We start from the raw sequence: 20,942 nt of genomic DNA, 5'->3' as shown, positions 1-20,942 counted from the left end.
ATGTCAGAGATTTCAAGCGAGCTTTCCAAGCTTTCTCCGAGAGACTTACAACTTTATGCGTCAAAACTTCTAGAGGCTTACTGTAAAGCAAAGTCTTTTCAGCATACGGCTATCAACGATTTGGTAGCACACCTGAACAATTATCCTGAAGACCGTAACCTAAGTGAATGGGAGAAAATGGGCGCCTTGTTGCCACTTAATGGGAGGGGCGATGATATGCCATCAGATCTTAGTGAATCGATCCCATCACAAGATTTTGAAGATTTTTGCCAGATTGTGGATAGCGCGGTCGAGGTTGGGATAGTCGATTTGTATGGCGCACCAACCGACCTGCCGGTGAAGTTCATAGAAAAGATATCCTTGATTCTCAGTAGAAACAAAATTAATCTCCCCCAGTTTTAGCAAGAGAGTAAAATCAATATGAGTGCAGACGGATACATATAAAATCCTGGCTAAGCGTTTTATACCGATATGCCATAAAAGCTATCCATGCCTAGCGCTTACCATGCACCCACTGTTCGAAATTCCGGAGACTCCGCTTCCACTATTTCCCGCAGCCTGTCCTGTTATTCATATCAAACCCGCAGGCAAAAAAACGGCAACGCGAAAACAAGAGAACGTGTTGCTTCTATTAATTTTTATATGCTGATTGAGCTCTTGCAAATAGGATGGGAAGTTTATATCCAGTTATTTTTGGAACAGGCAACTTTTCTGAGGCAGCCTTCTATAAATAAAGGTACTTCAAATGAATGTAGATCCTTATAAAGGAGAAATACTTTATAGAAAGGTTCAAGGAAAAAAACTGCTTAGTCACTATCAAGAAAAGCTAGCCTCACTTGTAGGGCTGCCTTTCGATAAATCACTGCGTTTAAGCTTGCCGGAAACAGATGGCATAATTGTAGCGCTAATGACGAAGCGCGAAATCTCCTGTGTGCGTAAAGAATATTCGTTGTCCATTGAAGCAATTAGCTTTTCTTCGTCAGCAATCGGGAGTCGGAAATGCTATTTGCTTATAGATGAGGACTGGAAATATTGCGGAGCCTACATGCTCGCAAACGACGCTTCTCTATGTGCGGGTTTTGATTTTGATAAATCCAAAAGTGACGACGAAGCGACCGGTGTGAGATCGCAACCAACCCTATAGTCGAAGGAATGACAACATGAAAGACGCCATTCGTCTGGGCGACTCCACCACTCACGGTGGCAAAGTCCTCGAAGCCTTTTCCCAGACCGACCTCAACGGCAAGCCCATCGCAGGGGTTGGCCACAAAGTCAGTTGTCCTCTGTGCAAAGGCATTTTTCCAATTGCCGAAGGCAGCAGCACTTACACCGTCGATGGAACGCCCATCGCGCTGGACGGCATGAAAACCGCCTGCGGGGCCGCGCTGATTGCCAGTGGCCCGAAAGGAGCGGTGGTCAGTTGAATCTACGAGGGTGAGCTCTTCGTTCGCCCTCAGGAATACTGCAAGTAAACAACCTGGCTTCATCCATTAAAGGAATAAACATGAAGAACATCGCTTTGATCCTCGCACTGACCGCCACTCTCGGCACCGTAAATGTTGCTCACGCAGAAGGGCCGGACGCCGCTACGTTGAAAGGAATGTACGATACTGGGCGCAACATGTCCGGTCTGATTAAGCATTGCGTTGACAAAGGTTTCCTGAAAGCTGAAAGCACTGCGAACGCCAATAAAATGGTGGCGTTTGTTGCTGGTATTCCAGGGCAGATGGACAAGAGTGACGGCGATAAGAACGAGGCCCATGGTCGCAAGGGTGAGGTATTGGGCGATGGACAATACAAAACCCTGGAGGCCAATCTGCCGCCGAGTCTGACGCTGAAGCAGTGGTGCGAGCAGGCGGATCAAGGCATGCGTCAGGGATTGGAGCGTGTGGGTCTGTAATCTCCTTGGTGATTGATCGTTCCCACGCGCAACAATGGAATGCCTCAAGGGACGCTCCGCGTTCCAGTTCGCGAAGGGACGCGGAGCGTGGGAGCGATCAGCGTTGGAGGTTATTTCGCGGAGAACTTCAACACCACGCTGTGGCTGTAAGTCTGCCCCGGATCAAGCCGAGTACTCGGGAAGTCCGGCTGATTCGGCGAATCCGGATAGTGCTGAGTCTCCAGGGTAAACGCGCCCCAATGCGGATAGACCTTGCCACCCTTGCCCTTGACCGTGCCGTCGAGGAAGTTGCTGGTATAGAACTGCACACCCGGCTCCGTGGTGAACAGTTGCAGCACACGGCCGGACTGCGGATCGCTGACCTCAGTGGCGACTTTATTGATATCGCCCTTGGTATCCAGCGCCCAGTTGAAATCGAAGCCACCCTGTTTCGGCTCGGCAAATTTCAGTTGCGGATGATCCGCCTTGATGTGCGTGCCGATCTCGGTTGGCTTGGTGAAGTCCATCGGCGTGCCGGCCACGGGTGCCAGTTCGCCGGTCGGGATCAGCTTGGCGGTGACCGGGGTGTAATGGCTGGCGTGCAGGGTGGCGACCTGTTTGAGAATGTCGCCATTGCCGGCGCCGGCGAGGTTGAAGTAGCTGTGGTTGGTCAGGTTGAGCACGGTCGGTTTGTCGGTGCTGGCCTTGTAGTCGATGCGCAGTTCGTTGTTGTCGGTGAGGCGATAGGTCACTTCGGTGGTGAGGTTGCCGGGGAAACCCATTTCACCGTCCGCAGACAGATAGGTCAGGGTCACGCCGACGGAGTCCTTGTCCTTGGTTTCCTGCGCTTTCCAGACTTTCTTGTCGAAGCCCAGCGTGCCGCCGTGCAGTGCGTTGGTCTTGTCGTTTTGCGGCACTTTATAGCGCTTGCCGTCGAGTTCGAACGCACCTTCGGCGAGGCGATTGCCGAAACGGCCGATGGTCGCGCCGAAGTAGGCGGTGCCTTTTTGGTAACCCTGGACATCATCGAAGCCGAGCACGACGTCGTCGAACTTGCCGTGCTTGTCCGCCACTTTCAGCGATTGCAGGGTCGCGCCGTAGGTGATGACGGTGGCTTGCATGCCGTGGCTGTTGCGCAGGATGTATTGCTCGACGGGCGTGCCGTCATTGGTCTTGCCGAAGGCTTTGTGTTCGGCGCTGAGGCCGGCCGCGTTGGCGGAGAGGGTGGCGATCATCAGGGACAGTCCGAGGCCGGAGAGCAGGTGACGGGATTGAAGCATGGTTGACCTTCCTTTTTGTTGTTGTTTTCAAATTGCTGCTGACCCTGTGTAGGAGCTGCCGCAGGCTGCGATCTTTTGATCTTGGCTATAAAAACAGAGTCAAAAGATCGCAGCCTTCGGCAGCTCCTACACGGTTACTAGTCATGCTATTTGTGGTGTGGAAGGAAATTTATAGTTGATTAAACGTTTATTTCAACAATAAAGACTGACTAATTTATTTTGGCGAAAGCGCCGAAGGTCGACTCGTCACTGGCCTCACTGCACTTTTTCGCAATCGGCGGCTCTATCCATGGCCAGGATGCGGTGACTCCCGCCGCACAGGAATGTGCCTGTTCGAGATTTCATGCCGAGAGCTTTTGCCCTGATCGCTGCTTTTTTCCGCCGCCCGTGCCTGTTGCTGGCGTGTCTGTCGTCGCTGCTGTTCAGCGGTTGCAGTCACCAGGACGGCAACGGCTTTTTCAACCAGATGCGTGACGGCCAGCCGCAGGAGTTTTTGCAGACCAGCGTCGACCGCATGGCCACGCTGGCGATGCGCGACAACCTCAACAGCCTCTACCGTTTGATGGGCAAGCTGTACCTGCGCAACCCCGAAGAACTGCGCAAATCCGGTTTCCTCAACATCAACGCGGCAGTGAAACAGGTGCGCCTGGCCGTCGAGCAGCAACAGCCGTTGCCGGTGCTTGGCGGTCGCAAGGATCTGGCTGCGCTCAGCTATGCGATGAGTCCGGAATTTCTCGGTGACCGCGTTGGCGCATTTATCTATGCGATCGGCAGCATGCTGGTGACCGCCCACGGCAATCGCACCGAGTTCTACATGACCGATGCGATCAACCCGACATTCGTGCACAACTCGGCGCGCAACATCGAGAAGGCCATGTGGATTCTGTCGCAACGGCAGAACAAGGAAGGCCAGCCGTTGTTGTTCTCCAACGAGATTTCGGAGGAGGGCAGCAACCTGAGTTTCGCCACCGAATTCAGCAAAATCGTCGCCCGCCTGGATTTGCTCACGCAGATGCTTGATGAGCGGTATCGGCGGATCGGCCTTAACTACGCGCAGAGTCTGTTGTTCCTGAATTTCTTGCCGGTGCAGTGAGTTCTGTTGGGGCGGTGATGATCAATGCACCACCAAACCCTGTGGGAGCTGGTTTGCCAGCGATAGCGGTGGGTCAGGCAAAACAATGTTGGCTGACCCGGCCTCATCGCTGGCAAGCCAGCTCCCACAAGTTTTTGTGGCGTGCAGAGATCCAGTGTGGGAGCGAGCCTGCTCGCGAAAGCGGTGGATCAATCAACACTTCAGTGCATGAAAGAGCGCATTCGCGAGCAGGCTTGCTCCCACATTGATCGAATAGTGAAGGTTGTTTTTGTATACAATCCGTCACCGCTATTGATCAAAATGGAGCCGCCCCCGTCATGACCGACCCCGCTAGCGCCGATTTCAGCCGCGTCGACCGTACCGCCCGTGCGGACAAACTGCCTTATGCCGCGTTGCTGGCGTTTGCCATGACCGGGTTCATCGCCATCCTCACCGAAACCCTGCCTGCCGGGCTGCTGCCGCAAATCGGTGCCGGGCTCAACGTCAGCGAAGTGTTCGCCGGGCAACTGGTGACGCTCTATGCCCTCGGCTCGATCGTCGCGGCGATTCCGTTGACCGTCGCCACGCGCGGCTGGCCACGGCGGCGGGTGTTGTTGATGACGGTCGGCGGGTTTCTGTTGTTCAACACCGTCACCACATTTTCCAGCCATTACGGTCTGACCCTGGCCTCGCGCTTTCTCGCCGGGATGGCGGCGGGCCTGTCGTGGGGGATCATGGCCGGTTATGCACGCGGCATCGTGCCAGTGCATCAACAGGGGCGGGCGCTGGCAATTGCCATGCTCGGCACCCCGGTGGCGCTGTCGCTGGGCACGCCGGCAGGGACGTGGCTCGGCAATCTGATTGGCTGGCGTGCGTCGTTCGGGATCATGTCGGCGCTGGCCCTGGTGCTGGCCGCGTGGATCGTGATCGCGGTGCCGGATCGTCCGGGGCAGGCCAGTGACGAGCGTCTGCCGCTGCTCGCATCGATGCGCCTGCCGGGCGTGCGGCCGGTGTTGTTCGTGGTGCTGACGTGGATGCTCGGGCACAACATTCTCTACACCTATATCTCACCGTTTCTGATGCAGGCCGGTCTCGCCGATCGGGTTGATCTGGTGCTGTTGGTGTTTGGCCTGTGTTCACTGGGCGGGATCTGGATCATCGGTCTGCTGGTGGATCGCTGGCTGCGCTGGCTGACGTTGATCAGCCTCGCGGTATTTGCGTTCATGGCGCTGGTCTTGGCGCTGGCTGCACCGTCGCCGCTGATCATTTATGCCTGCATGGCGGTGTGGGGCTTGTCGTTCGGCGGCTCGGCCACCTTGCTGCTGACCTCCGCGGCGGATTCGGCCGGTGAACATGTCGACGTGGTGCAAGCGATGCTCACCACTTCGTGGAACGTAGCGATTGCCGGGGGCGGGTTGTTTGGTGGCTTGTTGCTGGATCGGGCCGGAGCGATGTCGTTTCCGTGGGCGTTGTTGATTCTTTCGCTGATTGCCCTGGCCACGGTGTGGATCAACAAGACCCACAGCTTCAAACCGGGGCGGCGAGTGCACTGAATCTTGTGCATCACACATTCTCTGTGGGAGCTGGCTTGCCAGCGATTGCGGTGTGTCAGTCAACGGATCAGCTAACTGACACGACCTCATCGCGGGCAAGCCCGCTCCCACAGTGGAAAGGGTGGTGATTGCAATATTGCATAACGATAGACCGCATCGATATATGTGGTTATAAGAAAAATCGCTATGCTGCGGGCCAGATTTTTCCTGTCGTTTTTCTGGACGGTTTATGGAATTGGCAAATTTCGGCCTGGTGATTGCCGGGCTGGTGGTGGGTTTTATTGTCGGTATGACCGGTGTCGGCGGTGGTTCGTTGATGACGCCGATCCTGCTGTGGTTCGGCATCAACCCGGCGACGGCGGTGGGCACTGACCTGCTGTACGCCGCTATTACCAAATCCAGTGGCGTACTCGTTCACCGCAAAAACAAGAACATCGACTGGGCCATCACCGGCTGGCTGACCCTCGGTAGCGTGCCGGCAGTGGCCATGACGCTGTGGTTCCTCAGCACCCTGCACACCGCGCCGGACGCGATGAACGCCATCATCAAACAGGCGCTGGGCTTCGTCCTGTTCGCCACAGCGCTGGCGATCTTCTTCAAAAAACGCTTGCTCGACTTCGCCCACAAACGCGCAGGTGGCAACTACAACCCTAGCGGTTCGCGGCTCAACGTGATGACCGTGATCACCGGTCTGATCCTCGGCACCATGGTCGCCCTGACTTCGATCGGTGCGGGCGCCCTCGGTACAGTTGCGCTGTTCATCCTCTATCCGCTGCTGCCGACCCGTCGCCTGGTTGGCACCGAAATCGCCCACGCCGTACCGCTGACACTGGTTGCAGGTCTCGGCCACGCGAGCATGGGCAATATGGATTGGGGCGTGCTGGGCTTCTTGCTGGTGGGTTCGCTGCCGGGCATCTGGCTGGGCAGTCACCTGACCGGACGCATCTCCGATGAAGTCCTGCGCCCGTGCCTGGCGACGATGCTGGTGTTGATCGGTTACAAACTGGCGTTCTGATCCGGCCATGAGTGAATCCACTGTCCATTGCGATGGCCGTCTTGCGATCACCGTCGAACCGCGTGAAATGCGCATGAGCCATTGGCTGTATGCGCCGCGTGTGGTCGATCTGCAGCGCGAGCAAGTGCTGCTGGATCTGAGCGAGAGCCTGTGGGATTTGCTCGGTACTGCCGACGAAACGGCCAATGGCATCGAACTGGTGTTGCGCAAATACCCGGGTGATCGGGCGTCGGTGAGGTTGAGTGTTGAACTCGACAGCGGTGAACTCAAGCTCGGTGGACAACCCGTCGCCCCTTCGCAATTGCTCTCGGCGCTCGATTCAGCTTTGGGTTAATGCTCAATGACGTATTTCATCACCGTCACCGGCAAATCGTCGTAGACCAGTTCTTCAACCACTTCCCAACCCAGTCGTGCGTACAGCGACTGCGACGTGTCGGTGTACAGATACAACTCCCGCACACCCAACGCTTTCGCTTCTGCAACCACTCGATTGACCAGTTGCGAAGCAATCCCGCGACCGCGCTCCTCAGCCTTCACATAGACGCCTGCCAGCCATGGCGTCAGGTTCGGTCGCAGCTTCAGATCGCTTTCGATCAGCAGCGCACCGCCCAGCAAACGTGAACCGTCGAGTGCCACCACGACGCTGGGCACTGCACCTTTGCCGCAGGATTCGCGCATGTGTTCTATGCGGTGCTCGACGGTTTGCCCGGGACGAAACTCGCCCCACTCCTTGAAGTTGAGCGTGGCCAGTTCTTCAACCAATTCGGGGTGATCGCACAGGTAATCGATGTGCATGCGGGTGAACTCCATTTCATGAGCAGAACCACCACCCTAATGCGGTCATAAAAGGTAATCAAATCCGGGTTGCGATCACCTCGACGATGTTGCGCAATGCCGTGCCTGTCCTAAGCTTCTGACAAGGCGCTACATATTTGCCGGGGTCACCCGGAACAATCGCCACGATGCGCAATCATTAGAGCGTGGATATCAAAAGGAGATGCGCATGCTCATCAGGTCATTGACCCTGACACTCTTGCTGGCGATTGCCGGCCCCTTGTTCGCCGCTGACAACGATTCGCCCATCGCCGGGGATATGGGCCGTTTCCGACCGCTGATCGTGATCGCGCAAAGCACCGTCGACCCCGTGTGGGTCGCCCTGAAAAAGTCGCTGGAAGACCCCGCGAACAAAAAAGGCGTGACCGATCGCAATATCAAGGTCTACACCATCCTCAACATGGCCGGCCAGCTCGACGGCAAGGACATGGGCCAGCAAGACACCATGGCGCTGCTGCGCTCACTGAAGCTGGGCGCCGGGGCGTACCCGAAAGTGTTCCTGGTGGGCAAGGACGGCGAGACCAAACTCTCGGCCTCGGGGGATGAAGCGAAGGCGGTGGACTTGAAGAAAATCTTCGACACCATCGACGCCATGCCAATGGCTGAGAAGGAAGCGGCCGCTGCGGCCGCCGCTCAGGCACCGGCCGCCGCCGAGCCTGAACCGGCCAAAGGTGCGAAAGGCGCCAAGCCGAGCAAACCGGCAAAACCGAGCAAGCCACCGGAAATGCCGGATGATTGATCGCAGAGTCACTGAATAAAACACGTCCCCTGTAGGAGTGAGCCTGCTCGCGATAGCGGTGTATCAGTCACCATCAGCGTTGATTGATACACCGCTATCGCGAGCAGGCTCACTCCTACAATGTTTATTCCGTCACCTGCATATTTGCGGGCACTGATGCCCTCGCAGCAACTCGTCTACCCACGGCTATTGTCCTCATCAAACAGGTAAACCAGCACACCTTTGGTATCACCTATGACCAGTGGAGAATGCGTGGTCAACACGAACTGGCAATTGGGAAAGGTCGTACTTAATTGTGCAATCAGACCGAGCTGCCATTGCAGATCCATGCGCAACTCCACCTCGTCGATCAGAACAATGCCGTCACCGTGCAGGGGGGTGTCCATCGACGGGTTCATCATCGCCAGACGCCTGGCCATGTCACCCACCAACGCAATCAGCGACCTTTCGCCAAGCGAGAGCTGAGTGACACTGAATGTAGCGCCATGTTTGTCGACGGCCATATGCAGATGCGGTTTGCGTTGTACGCGCAGGTTAGTGAAGTCCGGCATGAATGCGGTCAGAGCCGAACGAACGGCAGTCAATTGGCGATCGCGAGTAGAGGCTTTCAAATTGGCCAGGGTTTTCCAGACATCGCTGTCAGTACCGAATTTTTCCGCCATTTCGGCCAGTGTGGTATCGGAAATCCCGTCTTCGTTTTCGCTGTCCTCGCGTTCACGGAACCATTCGAAAAAACTGCCAAAATCGGCGCCCCCGTGAAAACTGGTGTCGTAGCCGTCGAGTTGATCGAAGGCTTGTTTGCCGCTGATTTTCAGCGGGACTTCAACAACGCAACGTTCGGCTGGGTAATAAGCGATCAGCGGGAGTGAGGCGCTATCGTCGGCGGTGAGTTGAGTGCGGTAGTGGTCTGCAAGCAGTCTGACTTCGTTCAAATATCCACGGCCCGAGATTGCACCTTCTTGTCGACTTCGGGCAGCGCCCCATACGAATAATTCGTTTTCGGAGCTCGCATCACTGTCAGCTGCGCGCGGGTGCGAAACGTCGGTGATGCCAATCGAAAGGACGGCTCCTGAGGCGCCGTTGCGAATGTCTTCATCGACAAGGTATTTACCATTGCCTTTATTGGAGCGAATTTTTGCGATCAGCCAGCTCAGACAAATATTCAGGGATTTCAGAATGGTGGTTTTTCCGCTGCCGTTGTTTCCCACCAGCACCGTGATGTTCGAGCGGTGTGTCAGGGTAGGGGCAAACTGAATATCCATATCTCCAAAGTGTCCGACATCCGTAAGCTTCAAACTTTTGATTTCCATCACTGCGCCCTTCAACTGACTGTTTCTTTGCCCGACGCCATCCTCGTTCAAAGATTGACTCGATGCAGTGTAGATACAACGAATTCATTCGATAAACCAAAGTCATTGCAGCATGTGCCGGCCGAAATGTCTGACACAAACCCCCTTCAACCCCCGTGGATTTTTCCTGCAAGTCGCGGCGGCGGTGGTGAACTGGTGGGCTTGGGGGAGGAGGGATAGTCTTCTTTGGCCGCTGCAAAAAACAGTGGTCGGATGTGGAAGTCCGCTGGATAGAGAATGAAACAGGCTTTCATAAAGCGCAGTGCGACATTATTTATGTCAACATTGCCGCGTTTATGGCGGCTGTGCGCGGGAGCACTTTCGAGTGCGCCGGGGTTTCGTTCTCTTCCCAGGTCTTCCACACCTGCGTACAGCTGCCACCTTTCATGTGGAAGTGAGTTTGGGTGGCCTTCTGAAATTCAAATAGAGAACTTCTGACATGAAAAAACACACGCCAAACCCTCCCGAATCCCCCATGGATTCAGGATCCTTCGACGCCCACAACCCCCGCTTACGCAACCCCCATCACCCCGATCCCATCAGCCATCTCTTCACCATCCTCCCCGATATCGATACGCCCACGCTGCTCTGCCACGCTTGCGAAACCCTCGCTTCACTGAACGTCCTGACCACCGATCTGGCCGCAGAACTTCAAGGTTCACCGCGCAGCCTTGCCCTGTCGATTCAACAGTTGGCCGTGCTCGGCGAGTTGCTGGTCAATCGGGCGCTGGACAATCTCGACCCACCGGCGGCGACGCAACATTGAGCAGGGAGGTTCAAACATGACGCGATACATTCCGATTACCGGGATTGACTGCAAGATTCCCTGCCTGCTGATCGACCGCGACGCACCGGTGGACGTGCTGCATGGCACGGCGGCCTACCGTTTACGCTGTGTGACGCAATTGATGGAGACCCTGGCGCAAGGTGACGGCAAGGGCCACGACACCTTGCTGTTGCAGGATTTCGCCCGGGTGATGGCGATTCCGTTGCGGGACAGTTGCGACTTGATGGATGTCATCGGCTGGAAGCTGCAGGCGCAGCTTTAAAGACAAAAGATCGCAGCCTGCGGCAGCTCCGACATCGACCGAGTGAAAACCCGATCCTGTAGGAGCTGCCGCAGGCTGCGATCTTTTGATTTTCAGTCAGTGACAGCGTTGAGGATTTTGTGGGCGATTTTCACCCGCTCAGGAATCGGAAAGTTCTTGTTGGCCATGATCACGATGCCAACATCCTTGCTCGGCACAAACGCCACGTAAGTCCCGAAGCCACCCGTCGAGCCGGTCTTGTTGATCAACACATCATTCGGTTGCGGTCGCGGCGGATTCAGCCACTGCACCTTGTGCGCCTCCATGGCCATTTCCGTCGAGTTGCCGGCCAGTAAGCGTTCGAGGCTGATCGGGTAGCGGTACATTTCCCAGCCCAGGCCCTGGGTCATGTCGCCAACGGTGTAGTAACCGGTGTGGGTGTTGGCGATGGTTTTTTGCAGGGACGTTTCAAGCGTTTCAGGCTTCAGGTTGGCCTGCACGTAACGCAGCATGTCCACCGCGCTGGTTTTCACGCCATACGCCTGCGCGTCCAGCGCACCGGGCGTGACGCGAACCGGTTTGTCGTTCTTGTCATAGCCCTGCGCATAAAGGCTCATTTGTGCGGCAGGCACTCTGAGGTAGGTGTGCGAAAGGCCAAGTTTCGGCAGCACGGTTTGCGTCATCGCCTGCTCAAACGGCTGGCCGAGGCTTTTTGCGGACAGATAGCCGAACAGGCCCAGGCTCGGGTTGGAATACTGGCGATGGCTGCCTGCCGGATAAACCGGTTTCCACTGCTGGAAATAGCCGAGCATCTTGTCCGCCGAATCCGAATCGGCGGGGAATTGCAGCGGCAAGCCGCCGGCGCTGTAAGTACCCAGTTGCAACACGCTGATGTTATCGAAGGCGCTGCCTTTGAGTTCCGGCCACAGTGTGCTGGCCTTGGTCGACAGGTCCAGTTTGCCGGTCGCCTGGGCGTAACTGGCGAGGGTGGCAGTGAAGGTTTTGCTCACCGAGCCGATTTCGAACAGGGTGTTTTCGCTGACTTTCTGCCCGGTGTCTTTGCTGGCAACACCGTAGTTAAAGTAATGCGGCTGACCGTTGATGGTCAGCGCCACGCTCAGGCCGGGAATGTTCTGCTGCTGCATGACTGGCGTTACTGCTGCGTTGACCAGTGCTTGCAGTTGCGCATCGCCGGGCGTGGCGGCGGAGCAGGCTGTGGCGCCGAAAAGCAGGCCGAAAGCGGCGCAGGAAATGACTTTGCTCGATTGAATGGATGGCATGAATGAACCACTCTCCATGAGTGTTGATAGTGTTATCCCGCTACACTGCGGGCGTCTTCTTTGTTGGGTGGCTGATCAGCGTCGCCAATCTAGTCAGCGCGGCGCCAATCGACAAACGATGAAAACTCGCACGAGCCATTAGAAAAATTTGGGACTGGGCATGATTCGACCACAATTGCCGCTCAACGCACTGCGCGCCTTTGAAGCGTCCGCGCGTCATTTGAGTTTCACTCGCGCGGCCGTGGAGCTGTGCGTCACACAAGCGGCGGTCAGCCATCAGGTGAAAAGTCTTGAGGCGCAACTCAACGTCACCCTGTTCAAACGCCTGCCCCGTGGGCTGATGTTGACCAGTGAGGGCGAAACCTTGCTGCCCGTGCTGAGCACTTCGTTCGATCACATCGCGCAGATTCTCGAGCGCCTCGCCGGTGGACAGTATCGCGAAATGTTGACCGTCGGCGCGGTGGGCACTTTCGCCGTCGGTTGGCTGTTGCCGAGGCTGTCTGACTTTCGGGCGAAACATCCGCTCATAGATTTGCGGCTGTCGACCAACAACAACCGTGTGGATGTCGCGGCGGAAGGGCTGGATTACGCGATCCGTTTTGGCGCCGGGGCGTGGCATGGCATCGAGGCGACGCGTTTGCTTGATGCACCGCTGTCGGTGTTGTGTGTGCCGGAAATCGCCCGGCAACTGCAATCGCCGGGGGATTTGCTGCAACAGACGCTGCTGCGTTCCTATCGCACGGATGAATGGCCGGAGTGGTTTCAGGCTGCCGGTTTGGCGACCCATGCGGCGCCGCCACAGAGCATAGTGTTCGATTCGTCATTGGCGATGATGGAAGCGGCGTTGCAGGGCAGTGGCGTGGCGCTGGCGCCGCCGCTGATGTTCGCCCGGCAACTGGCGGCGGAGGCGATTTGTCAGCCGTTTGCGATTGAGATCACCACGGGCAGTTACTGGTTGACGCGGTTGCAGTCGCGGCCGGAAACGGCGGCGATGCTCGCCTTCAAAAACTGGTTGCTACACATATCAAGCTGACACAAACCCTGTAGGAGCTGCCGAAGGCTGCGATCTTTTGATTCTGTTTTTAAGATCAAAAGATCGCAGCCTTCGGCAGCTCCTACAGTTATCAGTGAGGCATCAGCGCACCAGACACGGCCGCTTGTTATCGAACGTCCACCCCGGAATCAGAAACTGCATCGCCACGCTGTCATCCCGCGCGCCGAGGCCCATGCCTTTATATAGCTCATGAGCCTTGGCCAACTGATCCATGTCCAGCTCGACTCCCAGCCCCGGTTTCTTTGGCACCTGCATCAGACCGTCGACGATTTGCAGCGGCGCCTTGGTCAGGCGCTGGCCGTCCTGCCAGATCCAGTGGGTGTCGATCGCGGTGATCTCGCCCGGCGCAGCGGCAGCGACATGGGTGAACATCGCCAGCGAGATATCGAAGTGGTTGTTGGAATGCGAGCCCCAGGTCAGGCCCCATTCATGGCACATCTGCGCCACGCGCACCGAACCCTGCATGGTCCAGAAGTGCGGGTCGGCCAGTGGAATGTCCACCGACTGCAACTGGATCGCGTGGCCCATCTCGCGCCAGTCAGTGGCGATCATGTTGGTGGCGGTTTTCAATCCGGTAGCACGGCGGAATTCGGCCATCACTTCACGGCCGGAATAACCGTTTTCCGCACCGCACGGGTCTTCGGCATAGGCGAGCACCTGATGCTGGTCGCGGCACAAACGAATGGCCTCTTTCAGTGACCACGCGCCGTTCGGATCAAGGGTGATGCGCGCCTCGGGAAAGCGTTCGGCCAGGGCGGTGACGGCTTCGATTTCCGCATCGCCACTGAGCACGCCGCCCTTGAGTTTGAAGTCCTTGAAACCGTATTTGGCATGGGCTGCTTCAGCGAGGCGCACCACGGCTTCGGCGCTCATGGCTTTCTCGTGACGTACGCGGAACCAGTCGTTGTCGGCGTCCGGTTCGCTGCGGTAGGCGAGGTTGGTTTCGCGCTGATCGCCCACGTAGAACAGATAACCGAGCATCTTCACTTCATCGCGTTGCTGGCCTTCGCCGAGCAGCGCCGCCACCGGTACGTCGAGATGCTGACCGAGCAGATCGAGCAGCGCCGCTTCAAGTCCGGTTACGGCGTGAATGGTGATGCGCAGGTCAAAGGTCTGCAGACCACGACCGCCGGCATCGCGGTCGGCAAAGGTCTGGCGCACTTGATTGAGGATCTTCTGATACGTGCCGATCGGGCTGCCGATTACCAGGCTGCGCGCGTCTTCCAGGGTCTGGCGAATGCGCTCGCCACCGGGCACTTCACCGACGCCGGTGTGGCCGGCGTTGTCCTTGAGGATGACGATGTTGCGGGTGAAAAACGGCCCGTGGGCGCCGCTCAGATTGAGCAGCATGCCATCGTGGCCGGCCACCGGGATGACTTGCATGTCGGTGATGATCGGGGCTTTGGCGGTGTCGTGTGCGGTCATGTTCTTATCCTTGTAAAAAGTTCAGGCGTGCTTTGGCGCGGCGTCAGCCACGGCGAGGTCGGCAGCAGGTTTCGGCGTGGTGCGCGCGAAGAAGACAATGATTGCGGCAATGATCGACGTCGCGGCCAGGCCATAGAGGCCGCCCTGAATCGAGCCGGTGTGTTGTTCCAGCAGGCCGAACGTGGTCGGCGCGACGAAGCCGCCAAGGTTGCCGACCGAGTTGATCAGCGCGATCACCGCCGCAGCGATGCGGGCATCCAGATACGCCTGCGGGATCGGCCAGAACAGCGACGAGGCGGATTTGAAGCCCAGCGCAGCAAAGCAGATCGCGACGAAGGCGAAGATCGGCCCGCCGGTGGTGGACATGAACATCCCCGCGGCGGCGATCAACAGGGCGGTGGCGACCCACGCCTGCTGGTGTTTCCACTTGGCCGAGAACGAGGCGAAGGCGTACATGCCGATGATCGACAGCAACCATGGAATCGAGTTGAACAGGCCGACCTGGAAGTCACTCATCTCGCCCATTTTCTTGATGATGCTTGGCAGCCAGAAGGTCGCCGCGTAGATGGTCAGTTGAATGAAGAAATAGATCAGGCAGAACAGGATGATCTGACGGTCCTTGAGCAGTTTGCCCATCGATGGCCGGATCGGCGTCGCAGCTTCGCGGGCCTTCTGTTCAGCGTCGATGGCGTTGACCAGTGCGTCCTGTTCGGCGCGGCTCAGCCATTTCGCGTCGTGGGGTTTGGCGTCGAGCCAGAACCAGACGAAGACGCACAGGCACACGGAAAACATCCCTTCGATGAAGTACATCCATTGCCAGCCGTGCATGCCCAGCCCGTTGATTTGCAGGAGCAGACCGGACAAAGGGCCGGAGATCAACGAGGCCACGGCGGAGCCGCTGAGGAAGATTGCAATGGCCTTGCCGCGTTCGGCGCCGGGCAGCCAACGGGTGAAGTAGTAAATCACCCCGGGGAAGAACCCGGCCTCAGCCACGCCGAGCAGAAAGCGCAAGACATAGAAGTGGGTTTCGTTCTGGATGAAGGCCATGCCGGCGGCGACCAGACCCCAGGTGAACATGATGCGGGTCAGCCAGATGCGTGCGCCGACTTTCTGCAGAAGCATATTCGACGGGACTTCGAACAGCGCGTAACCGATAAAGAACAGCCCGGCGCCGAAGCCGTAAGCGGCGGCACCAATGCCGAGGTCATGTTCCATGTGGGTGCGGACGAAACCGATGTTCACCCGGTCAATGTAATTGACGATGAACATGATCACGAAGAGCGGCAGGACGTGGCGTTTCACTTTCGAGATGGCGGTCGCGAGTGTCGAATCGACGCCCTCGTGCATCCCGGAGACGGAGGTTTTCACTTGGTTTTCTCCCACTGATTATTTTTATGCGGGGCAGGGCATGTGTTGCGCTGTTGATAGACATCATACAACTCGGAAAATTTGTCCTACAAGTGGGGAGGGTCGATTATTTTCCTCTGGGAAGGCGATTTTTTATGCTGTTTTGCGTTACTTCTCAGTGTTTGTTGGAGATTGCAGGTCGTAAAACGTGACGTCGTCTCTCGATCACACGGCTTTGATCGGCAGGGTTGCAGGAGGATTTCACGATTAATTCGAATGTTGTCATACAAGTAGAGGCGCTAAACTCAACTGTGTTATCCCCGCAGGATGCTACGATCCACAAGCCCCGATCACCGGAACCGACCATGCAAGAAGACCTCGACGCTCCCACCCGCAAACGTGCGCACAACCTCGCCCATGATCTGGTTGAGAAGCTCACCCAGAGCATCCTGCTTGGCCAGTTGTCACCCGGCGACAAGCTGCCGTCGGAGAATTCCATCGTTCAGGAACACGGGGTCAGCCGCACCGTGGTGCGCGAGGCGATTTCCAAATTGCAGGCTTCCGGGCTGGTGGAGACGCGCCACGGCATCGGTACGTTCGTCATCGAGCGTGTTGCGGAGCAGGGCTTGCGTTTGAATGTCGACACGGCGCTGGGTGTGCGCAGCATCCTCGAATTGCGTCTGGGCCTTGAAACCCAAGCGGCGGCGTTGGCGGCGCAGCGGCGCACGGAGCCGCAAGTGCTGCAGATGCGTCAGGCGCTGGATGACTATCAGCGGCTCCTCGACAACAACGACAGTTGCGTCGAAGCGGATCGGCGCTTTCATCTGCTGATCGCCGAGGCCACCGGCAATGTTTGCTTCAGCGAGATCATGCAGCACCTGGGCAGCGCGATGATTCCGCGTCATCGGCTCAATGCGGCCGAGCGCGGTGCGGCGGATCTGAGCAAACTCGGGCAACTGGCTCATCTGGAGCATGAGGCGATTCTGAATGCGATCAAGCGTCAGGATGCAGATGCTGCGCGGGCAGCGATGTGGCTGCACCTGACCAACAGCCGCGACCGGTTTTCCGCGCGGGGTTGATGGCCGTTGGTCTGTTCGATAGCACGCCGTCTGCAGGGCTGATTCCAAGTTGTACGGCCCGGGTTTTCCGGACCTCCTTGGTGAGGTGTGTCATGGCTAATGATGTGCTGTTTCAGGGTGGCGTGCTGCCCACCGATCCGACCCGGTCGCTGCCCGGTACCGATGAGCCGACACTGGCTGATCACGATTCACCGATGGGAATGCCCCCGGGGCGCGATCCATTGAGTGACGCCGACCGGCCAGATGATTGGAAAGACCCGGAGGCGGACGATGAGGATGTGCCGCCGGCGGATGAGCCGACGCCGTTGTCGGATGATCGGCGCTGAACCTTGGTTTTAATGTTGAGTTTGCCGGCCTCATCGCGAGCAGGCTCACTCCTACAAGATTTTGTGGCTTGCACAGACTCTATGTACAGTCCACCCGGCGCGCCCTCACCCCAGCCCTCTCCCGGAGGGAGAGGGGGCCGACCGAGGTGTCAGGCGTTATACGTCGACCTGAACAATCGAGTCGATTATGGATTCAGCCAAGTTGAACAATCGAGTCGATTATGGATTCAGCCAAGTTGAACGACCGAGTCGATTATGGATTCGGCCAAGTCCAATCTTCTTGATTAGAAGAGTCGATTGTGGATTCACCGACGAATTTTCTGGTCGTTGGATTTCTGCAATATCCCCTGATCGGTCCCCTCTCCCTCTGGGAGAGGGCTAGGGTGAGGGCCTGCTCAGGCATCACGCAAATCCCGCATCAACAACCCGAACCGCAAATCCACTGCATCCGGAATCGGCAGATACACCGTATGCCCGTCCCCCGGCGCCACCTCGATGGCCTCGCCCTTGAAGCCCTGCAACTCATGCAGATCAAAATGAAAGTTGCCCTTGGGCGTCATCAACTCCAGATGATCGCCAAGGGCAAAGCGGTTCTTCACTTTGACCTCGGCCAGCCGCCCACGCCGCTCGCCGGTCAATTCACCGACGAACTGCTGGCGCTCCGACACCGAACTGCCATTCTGATAATTCTGGTACTCGTCATGCACATGCCGGCGCAGGAAACCTTCGGTGTAGCCGCGCTGCGCGAGTGATTCCAGGTCGGTCATCAGGTTGCGATCAAACTCACGGCCAGCCACTGCATCATCAATCGCGCGGCGATAAACCTGGGTGGTGCGCGCGCAATAGAAGTGCGATTTGGTCCGGCCTTCGATTTTCAGGGAATGCACGCCCATGCGCGTCAGACGCTCGACGTGCTGCACCGCGCGCAGATCCTTGGCGTTCATGATGTAGGTGCCGTGTTCGTCCTCGAACGCCGGCATCAATTCATCGGGGCGGTTGGCTTCCTGCAGCAGGAACACTTGATCGGTGGGCGCGCCAAGGCCCAGCGTCGGCTCTGGCTGGAAGGTCTGGACGATCTCGCCGAGCTGGTTTTCCGTGGCTTGCTGCGCCGAGTATTTCCAGCGACAGGCATTGGTGCAGGTGCCCTGATTGGCATCGCGCTTATTCATGTAACCCGACAACAGGCAGCGCCCGGAGTAGGCCATGCACAGCGCGCCGTGGACGAACACTTCCAGTTCCATGCCCGGCACCTGTTCGCGGATCTCGCCGATTTCCTCCAGCGACAATTCCCGCGACAGGATGATCCGGCTCAAGCCTTGCTGCTGCCAGAACTCGACACTCGCCCAGTTCACCGTGTTCGCCTGCACGGAAAGGTGAATCGGCATCTGCGGGAAGTGTCGACGCACGAGCATGATCAGTCCCGGGTCGGACATGATCAGCGCGTCGGGTGCCATGTCGATGACCGGTGCCAGATCCTTGAGGAAGGTCTTCAACTTGGCGTTGTGCGGCGCGATGTTGACCACCACGTAAAAGCGCTTGCCCTGCGCCTGCGCTTCACGAATGCCCAGAGCCAGATTGGCGTGATCGAACTCGTTGTTGCGCACCCGCAGGCTGTAACGCGGCTGGCCGGCGTAGACCGCATCGGCGCCGTAAGCGAAGGCGTAGCGCATGTTTTTCAGGGTGCCGGCGGGGGCAAGCAGTTCGGGGGCGGCGAGGGTAGGGGTCATGGCGGTGTCGGTCGCAAAAGTGCGGCAGGGTAATGCGCACTCGGACGCGGTTTATTGATCTGGATCTACGCTTTGCACTGAGCGTGCTTCGTTGTCGGTGATCGATCTCGATAAGCGGCTCGCGCTGATCCACAACTATGCTCCATGAATAAAAGATGGCACTCGTGCAGGCCCCGGGTGACTAAGCATCGGGGCGTGCACGACGCCTGACTGACATGGATCGGACATGAACGAAAAAAGCCTTCAATTCAAATCCCTCACCGTGCTGCTGTTGCTGGTCACGGTGGCGTTTATCTGGATCCTCTTGCCCTTCTATGGCGCGGTGTTCTGGGCGGTGATTCTCGGCATTGTGTTTGCGCCGATGCAGCGCCGGCTGCAGGCGAAATTTGGCTGGGAGCGTAATCTAACGTCGCTGTGTACTTTGTCGATCTGTCTGGTGATCGCGATTCTGCCGGTGATCATCCTCAGTGTGCTGCTGGTGCAGGAAGGGGCGACGGTCTACAAGAACATCGAAAGCGGCGAGCTGGACATTGCCGCCTACCTGGCGCAGTTCAAACACAGCCTGCCGCCGTACTTTCAGCACTTGCTCGACCGCTTCGGCATGGGTGAACTCAATGGTCTGCGCGAGAAGATCGTTAAATCGGCGATGCAGGGCAGCCAGGTGCTGGCGAGTCAGGCCTTCAGTTTTGGCCAGGGCACGTTCGAATTCGTGGTGAGTTTTTTCATCATGCTGTATCTGCTGTTTTTCTTTCTGCGTGACGGCGCCGAACTGGCGCGCAAGGTGCGGACTGCCGTGCCGCTGGAGGAAGGTCACAAACGTCGCCTGCAGTTGAAGTTCAACCGCGTAGTACGGGCGACGGTGAAGGGCAATCTGGTGGTCGCGGTGACGCAAGGCGCATTGGGCGGGGCGATTTTCTGGTTTCTCGACATCCCCAGTGCATTGCTGTGGGCGGTGTTGATGGGGTTTCTGTCGCTGCTGCCCGCAGTGGGCGCGGGGATTGTCTGGGCGCCGGTGGCGGTGTATTTCCTGCTCAGCGGGATGATCTGGCAAGGTGTGGTGCTGGGCTTGTTCGGGGTGTTCGTGATCGGTTTGGTGGACAACGTGATGCGACCGATTCTGGTGGGCAAGGACACCAAAATGCCCGATTACATGATTCTGATCTCGACCCTGGGTGGTCTGGCAGTCTTCGGCCTGAACGGTTTTGTGATCGGGCCGCTGATTGCGGCGTTGTTCATGTCGAGCTGGGCACTGTTCGCCGAGACCAAGCCCAAGGTGCAATTGCCTTAAGCGTGAAACGGCTCGCTGACCAGCTTCTGCGACAGTGCCTGCGCAGCGGGCAAGGACGTCAGCGGGCCACTGATCGCTTCGCCATCACGCATCAGATACCAGCAGGCGAGCAGGCCTGAGGCCCTGAGCGAAGCGGGAACAGCGCTGCCGATAACGGACATGATTTGAACCTGAGCCATGACGAGTACCTCCATCTATCAATGGAGCTACCTTAGAGACTCGCCGTTTTTACGGACAATCAACGCTTTCGATAGTGGTCATTGACGCCGTTGAGGGTTGGCTCAATCGACCACTTGGTCAAGCATGTGCATGACTTCGCGCTCGTTGAGCAGCCCTTTGTGCACAAGGTTCTCCGCCAGCAGCGAAAGAAGCTTGGCGCAGCGATGGCCTTCGAGGTGCTTGAGTTCGGTCAGCGCGCTGTACACCTTGCTGGAGGTGCACAGGCCGACGATGCGGTGCGGATTTTGTGTTGGCATACAGTCGTCCTTGTTGTTATCAACCTGTTGTTTACGGACGGATTCAGATTGCGGTTCCGTCATGACAAATAAATGACCGTTTGATGGAAATGTACATAACGGTCAATCAATCATGCCGACTTTAGCCGGTGAAACTGTCCTCACAGCGACCTTGGCGAGATTTTTTCAGACGCTGGCCGACCAACGGTCAT

The 20,942-nt window shown here is 57.5% G+C and carries 24 protein-coding genes; 15 read left to right on the top strand and 9 right to left on the bottom strand.

The window, feature by feature from the left end; all coding sequences use genetic code 11:
* The 4 genes from QZR14_RS21445 (at position 1) to QZR14_RS21430 (ending at position 1,900) form a co-directional block, all read left to right on the top strand.
* Positions 1–402 carry a hypothetical protein gene (locus tag QZR14_RS21445; RefSeq protein ID WP_311997696.1) on the top strand — a complete coding sequence of 134 codons (402 nt, stop codon included), beginning with the start codon at positions 1–3 and terminating at the stop codon, positions 400–402.
* 343 nt (positions 403–745) lie between these two features.
* Complete coding sequence (locus QZR14_RS21440) at positions 746–1,144, top strand: hypothetical protein (protein ID WP_311997695.1); 399 nt, start codon at positions 746–748, stop codon at positions 1,142–1,144.
* A 16-nt stretch (positions 1,145–1,160) separates the two neighbouring features.
* Positions 1,161–1,424: a PAAR domain-containing protein gene (locus tag QZR14_RS21435; protein ID WP_007918680.1), complete on the top strand. Its 264-nt coding sequence runs from the start codon at positions 1,161–1,163 to the stop codon at positions 1,422–1,424.
* A gap of 80 nt (positions 1,425–1,504) precedes the next feature.
* The gene (locus QZR14_RS21430; RefSeq protein ID WP_250606565.1) at positions 1,505–1,900 is read left to right on the top strand and encodes a hypothetical protein; all 396 of its coding nucleotides are present in this window, start codon (positions 1,505–1,507) and stop codon (positions 1,898–1,900) included.
* A 110-nt stretch (positions 1,901–2,010) separates the two neighbouring features.
* Here the strand turns inward: QZR14_RS21430 and QZR14_RS21425 are convergent, their stop codons facing one another.
* A complete protein-coding gene (locus QZR14_RS21425) occupies positions 2,011–3,159 on the bottom strand; it encodes an aldose epimerase family protein (RefSeq protein WP_311997694.1) in 1,149 nt (382 codons plus the stop codon).
* A 343-nt stretch (positions 3,160–3,502) separates the two neighbouring features.
* Between QZR14_RS21425 and QZR14_RS21420 the strand changes: the two genes are divergently transcribed.
* The 4 genes from QZR14_RS21420 to QZR14_RS21405 all read left to right on the top strand — a co-directional run bounded on the left by QZR14_RS21420 (position 3,503) and on the right by QZR14_RS21405 (position 7,133).
* Entirely contained in the window at positions 3,503–4,252 is a 750-nt protein-coding gene (locus QZR14_RS21420; RefSeq protein WP_250606567.1) for a hypothetical protein, read from the top strand.
* Positions 4,253–4,569: 317 nt separating this feature from the next.
* Complete coding sequence (locus QZR14_RS21415; RefSeq protein ID WP_311997693.1) at positions 4,570–5,784, top strand: MFS transporter; 1,215 nt, start codon at positions 4,570–4,572, stop codon at positions 5,782–5,784.
* Positions 5,785–6,013: 229 nt separating this feature from the next.
* On the top strand, positions 6,014–6,799 hold the full coding sequence (locus tag QZR14_RS21410; RefSeq protein WP_034154648.1) for a sulfite exporter TauE/SafE family protein: 786 nt from the start codon (positions 6,014–6,016) through the stop codon (positions 6,797–6,799).
* A 7-nt stretch (positions 6,800–6,806) separates the two neighbouring features.
* Positions 6,807–7,133, top strand: a complete 327-nt coding sequence (locus QZR14_RS21405) for a hypothetical protein (RefSeq protein WP_311997692.1) — start codon at positions 6,807–6,809, stop codon at positions 7,131–7,133.
* On the opposite strand, the gene QZR14_RS21400 is transcribed toward QZR14_RS21405, so the two are convergent.
* The gene (locus QZR14_RS21400; protein WP_311997691.1) at positions 7,130–7,594 is read right to left on the bottom strand and encodes a GNAT family N-acetyltransferase; all 465 of its coding nucleotides are present in this window, start codon (positions 7,592–7,594) and stop codon (positions 7,130–7,132) included. The two genes, QZR14_RS21405 and QZR14_RS21400, sit on opposite strands and share 4 nt — an antisense overlap.
* A 208-nt stretch (positions 7,595–7,802) precedes the next feature.
* Here QZR14_RS21400 and QZR14_RS21395 point away from each other — a divergent pair, with 208 nt between their 5' ends.
* Positions 7,803–8,372: a DUF4174 domain-containing protein gene (locus QZR14_RS21395; protein ID WP_250606571.1), complete on the top strand. Its 570-nt coding sequence runs from the start codon at positions 7,803–7,805 to the stop codon at positions 8,370–8,372.
* A 176-nt stretch (positions 8,373–8,548) separates the two neighbouring features.
* Here the strand turns inward: QZR14_RS21395 and QZR14_RS21390 are convergent, their stop codons facing one another.
* On the bottom strand, positions 8,549–9,733 hold the full coding sequence (locus QZR14_RS21390; protein ID WP_311997690.1) for an AAA family ATPase: 1,185 nt from the start codon (positions 9,731–9,733) through the stop codon (positions 8,549–8,551).
* A gap of 427 nt (positions 9,734–10,160) precedes the next feature.
* Here QZR14_RS21390 and QZR14_RS21385 point away from each other — a divergent pair, with 427 nt between their 5' ends.
* Together QZR14_RS21385 and QZR14_RS21380 are read left to right on the top strand one after the other, a co-directional pair.
* Positions 10,161–10,487 (top strand): DUF6124 family protein, encoded by a 327-nt coding sequence (locus QZR14_RS21385; RefSeq protein WP_311997689.1) that lies wholly within the window; start codon positions 10,161–10,163, stop codon positions 10,485–10,487.
* 16 nt (positions 10,488–10,503) lie between these two features.
* Positions 10,504–10,770: a hypothetical protein gene (locus tag QZR14_RS21380; protein ID WP_311997688.1), complete on the top strand. Its 267-nt coding sequence runs from the start codon at positions 10,504–10,506 to the stop codon at positions 10,768–10,770.
* A 92-nt stretch (positions 10,771–10,862) separates the two neighbouring features.
* Here the strand turns inward: QZR14_RS21380 and ampC are convergent, their stop codons facing one another.
* Positions 10,863–12,029, bottom strand: coding sequence for a class C beta-lactamase (ampC, locus tag QZR14_RS21375; RefSeq protein WP_311997687.1), 1,167 nt, complete (start codon positions 12,027–12,029; stop codon positions 10,863–10,865).
* A gap of 160 nt (positions 12,030–12,189) precedes the next feature.
* On the opposite strand from ampC, the gene QZR14_RS21370 reads away from it, so the two are divergent.
* Complete coding sequence (locus tag QZR14_RS21370) at positions 12,190–13,062, top strand: LysR family transcriptional regulator (RefSeq protein ID WP_250606579.1); 873 nt, start codon at positions 12,190–12,192, stop codon at positions 13,060–13,062.
* Between the two features lie 102 nt (positions 13,063–13,164).
* On the opposite strand, the gene gudD is transcribed toward QZR14_RS21370, so the two are convergent.
* Together gudD and QZR14_RS21360 are read right to left on the bottom strand one after the other, a co-directional pair.
* Complete coding sequence (gudD, locus tag QZR14_RS21365; protein WP_311997686.1) at positions 13,165–14,508, bottom strand: glucarate dehydratase; 1,344 nt, start codon at positions 14,506–14,508, stop codon at positions 13,165–13,167.
* 21 nt (positions 14,509–14,529) lie between these two features.
* On the bottom strand, positions 14,530–15,876 hold the full coding sequence (locus tag QZR14_RS21360; protein ID WP_311997685.1) for an MFS transporter: 1,347 nt from the start codon (positions 15,874–15,876) through the stop codon (positions 14,530–14,532).
* Between the two features lie 344 nt (positions 15,877–16,220).
* On the opposite strand from QZR14_RS21360, the gene QZR14_RS21355 reads away from it, so the two are divergent.
* Positions 16,221–16,934 (top strand): FadR/GntR family transcriptional regulator, encoded by a 714-nt coding sequence (locus tag QZR14_RS21355; protein ID WP_250606582.1) that lies wholly within the window; start codon positions 16,221–16,223, stop codon positions 16,932–16,934.
* A 92-nt stretch (positions 16,935–17,026) separates the two neighbouring features.
* Positions 17,027–17,260, top strand: coding sequence for a hypothetical protein (locus QZR14_RS21350; protein WP_311997684.1), 234 nt, complete (start codon positions 17,027–17,029; stop codon positions 17,258–17,260).
* A 395-nt stretch (positions 17,261–17,655) separates the two neighbouring features.
* On the opposite strand, the gene trhP is transcribed toward QZR14_RS21350, so the two are convergent.
* A complete protein-coding gene (gene trhP, locus QZR14_RS21345; protein ID WP_250606584.1) occupies positions 17,656–18,987 on the bottom strand; it encodes a prephenate-dependent tRNA uridine(34) hydroxylase TrhP in 1,332 nt (443 codons plus the stop codon).
* A 226-nt stretch (positions 18,988–19,213) separates the two neighbouring features.
* On the opposite strand from trhP, the gene QZR14_RS21340 reads away from it, so the two are divergent.
* Positions 19,214–20,275: an AI-2E family transporter gene (locus QZR14_RS21340; protein WP_311997683.1), complete on the top strand. Its 1,062-nt coding sequence runs from the start codon at positions 19,214–19,216 to the stop codon at positions 20,273–20,275.
* Here the strand turns inward: QZR14_RS21340 and QZR14_RS21335 are convergent.
* Complete coding sequence (locus QZR14_RS21335) at positions 20,272–20,454, bottom strand: hypothetical protein (RefSeq protein WP_123450964.1); 183 nt, start codon at positions 20,452–20,454, stop codon at positions 20,272–20,274. The genes QZR14_RS21340 and QZR14_RS21335 overlap by 4 nt on opposite strands.
* 102 nt (positions 20,455–20,556) lie before the next feature.
* Positions 20,557–20,751, bottom strand: a complete 195-nt coding sequence (locus tag QZR14_RS21330) for a hypothetical protein (protein WP_129391949.1) — start codon at positions 20,749–20,751, stop codon at positions 20,557–20,559.
* Between the last annotated feature and the right edge of the window lie 191 nt (positions 20,752–20,942).

The sequence above is a fragment of the Pseudomonas sp. rhizo66 genome (assembly GCF_031931925.1).
Classification (GTDB): Bacteria; Pseudomonadota; Gammaproteobacteria; order Pseudomonadales; family Pseudomonadaceae; genus Aquipseudomonas.
Note: the sequence above shows the minus strand (reverse complement) of the source record. Positions and strands in the feature narration are given on the sequence as shown.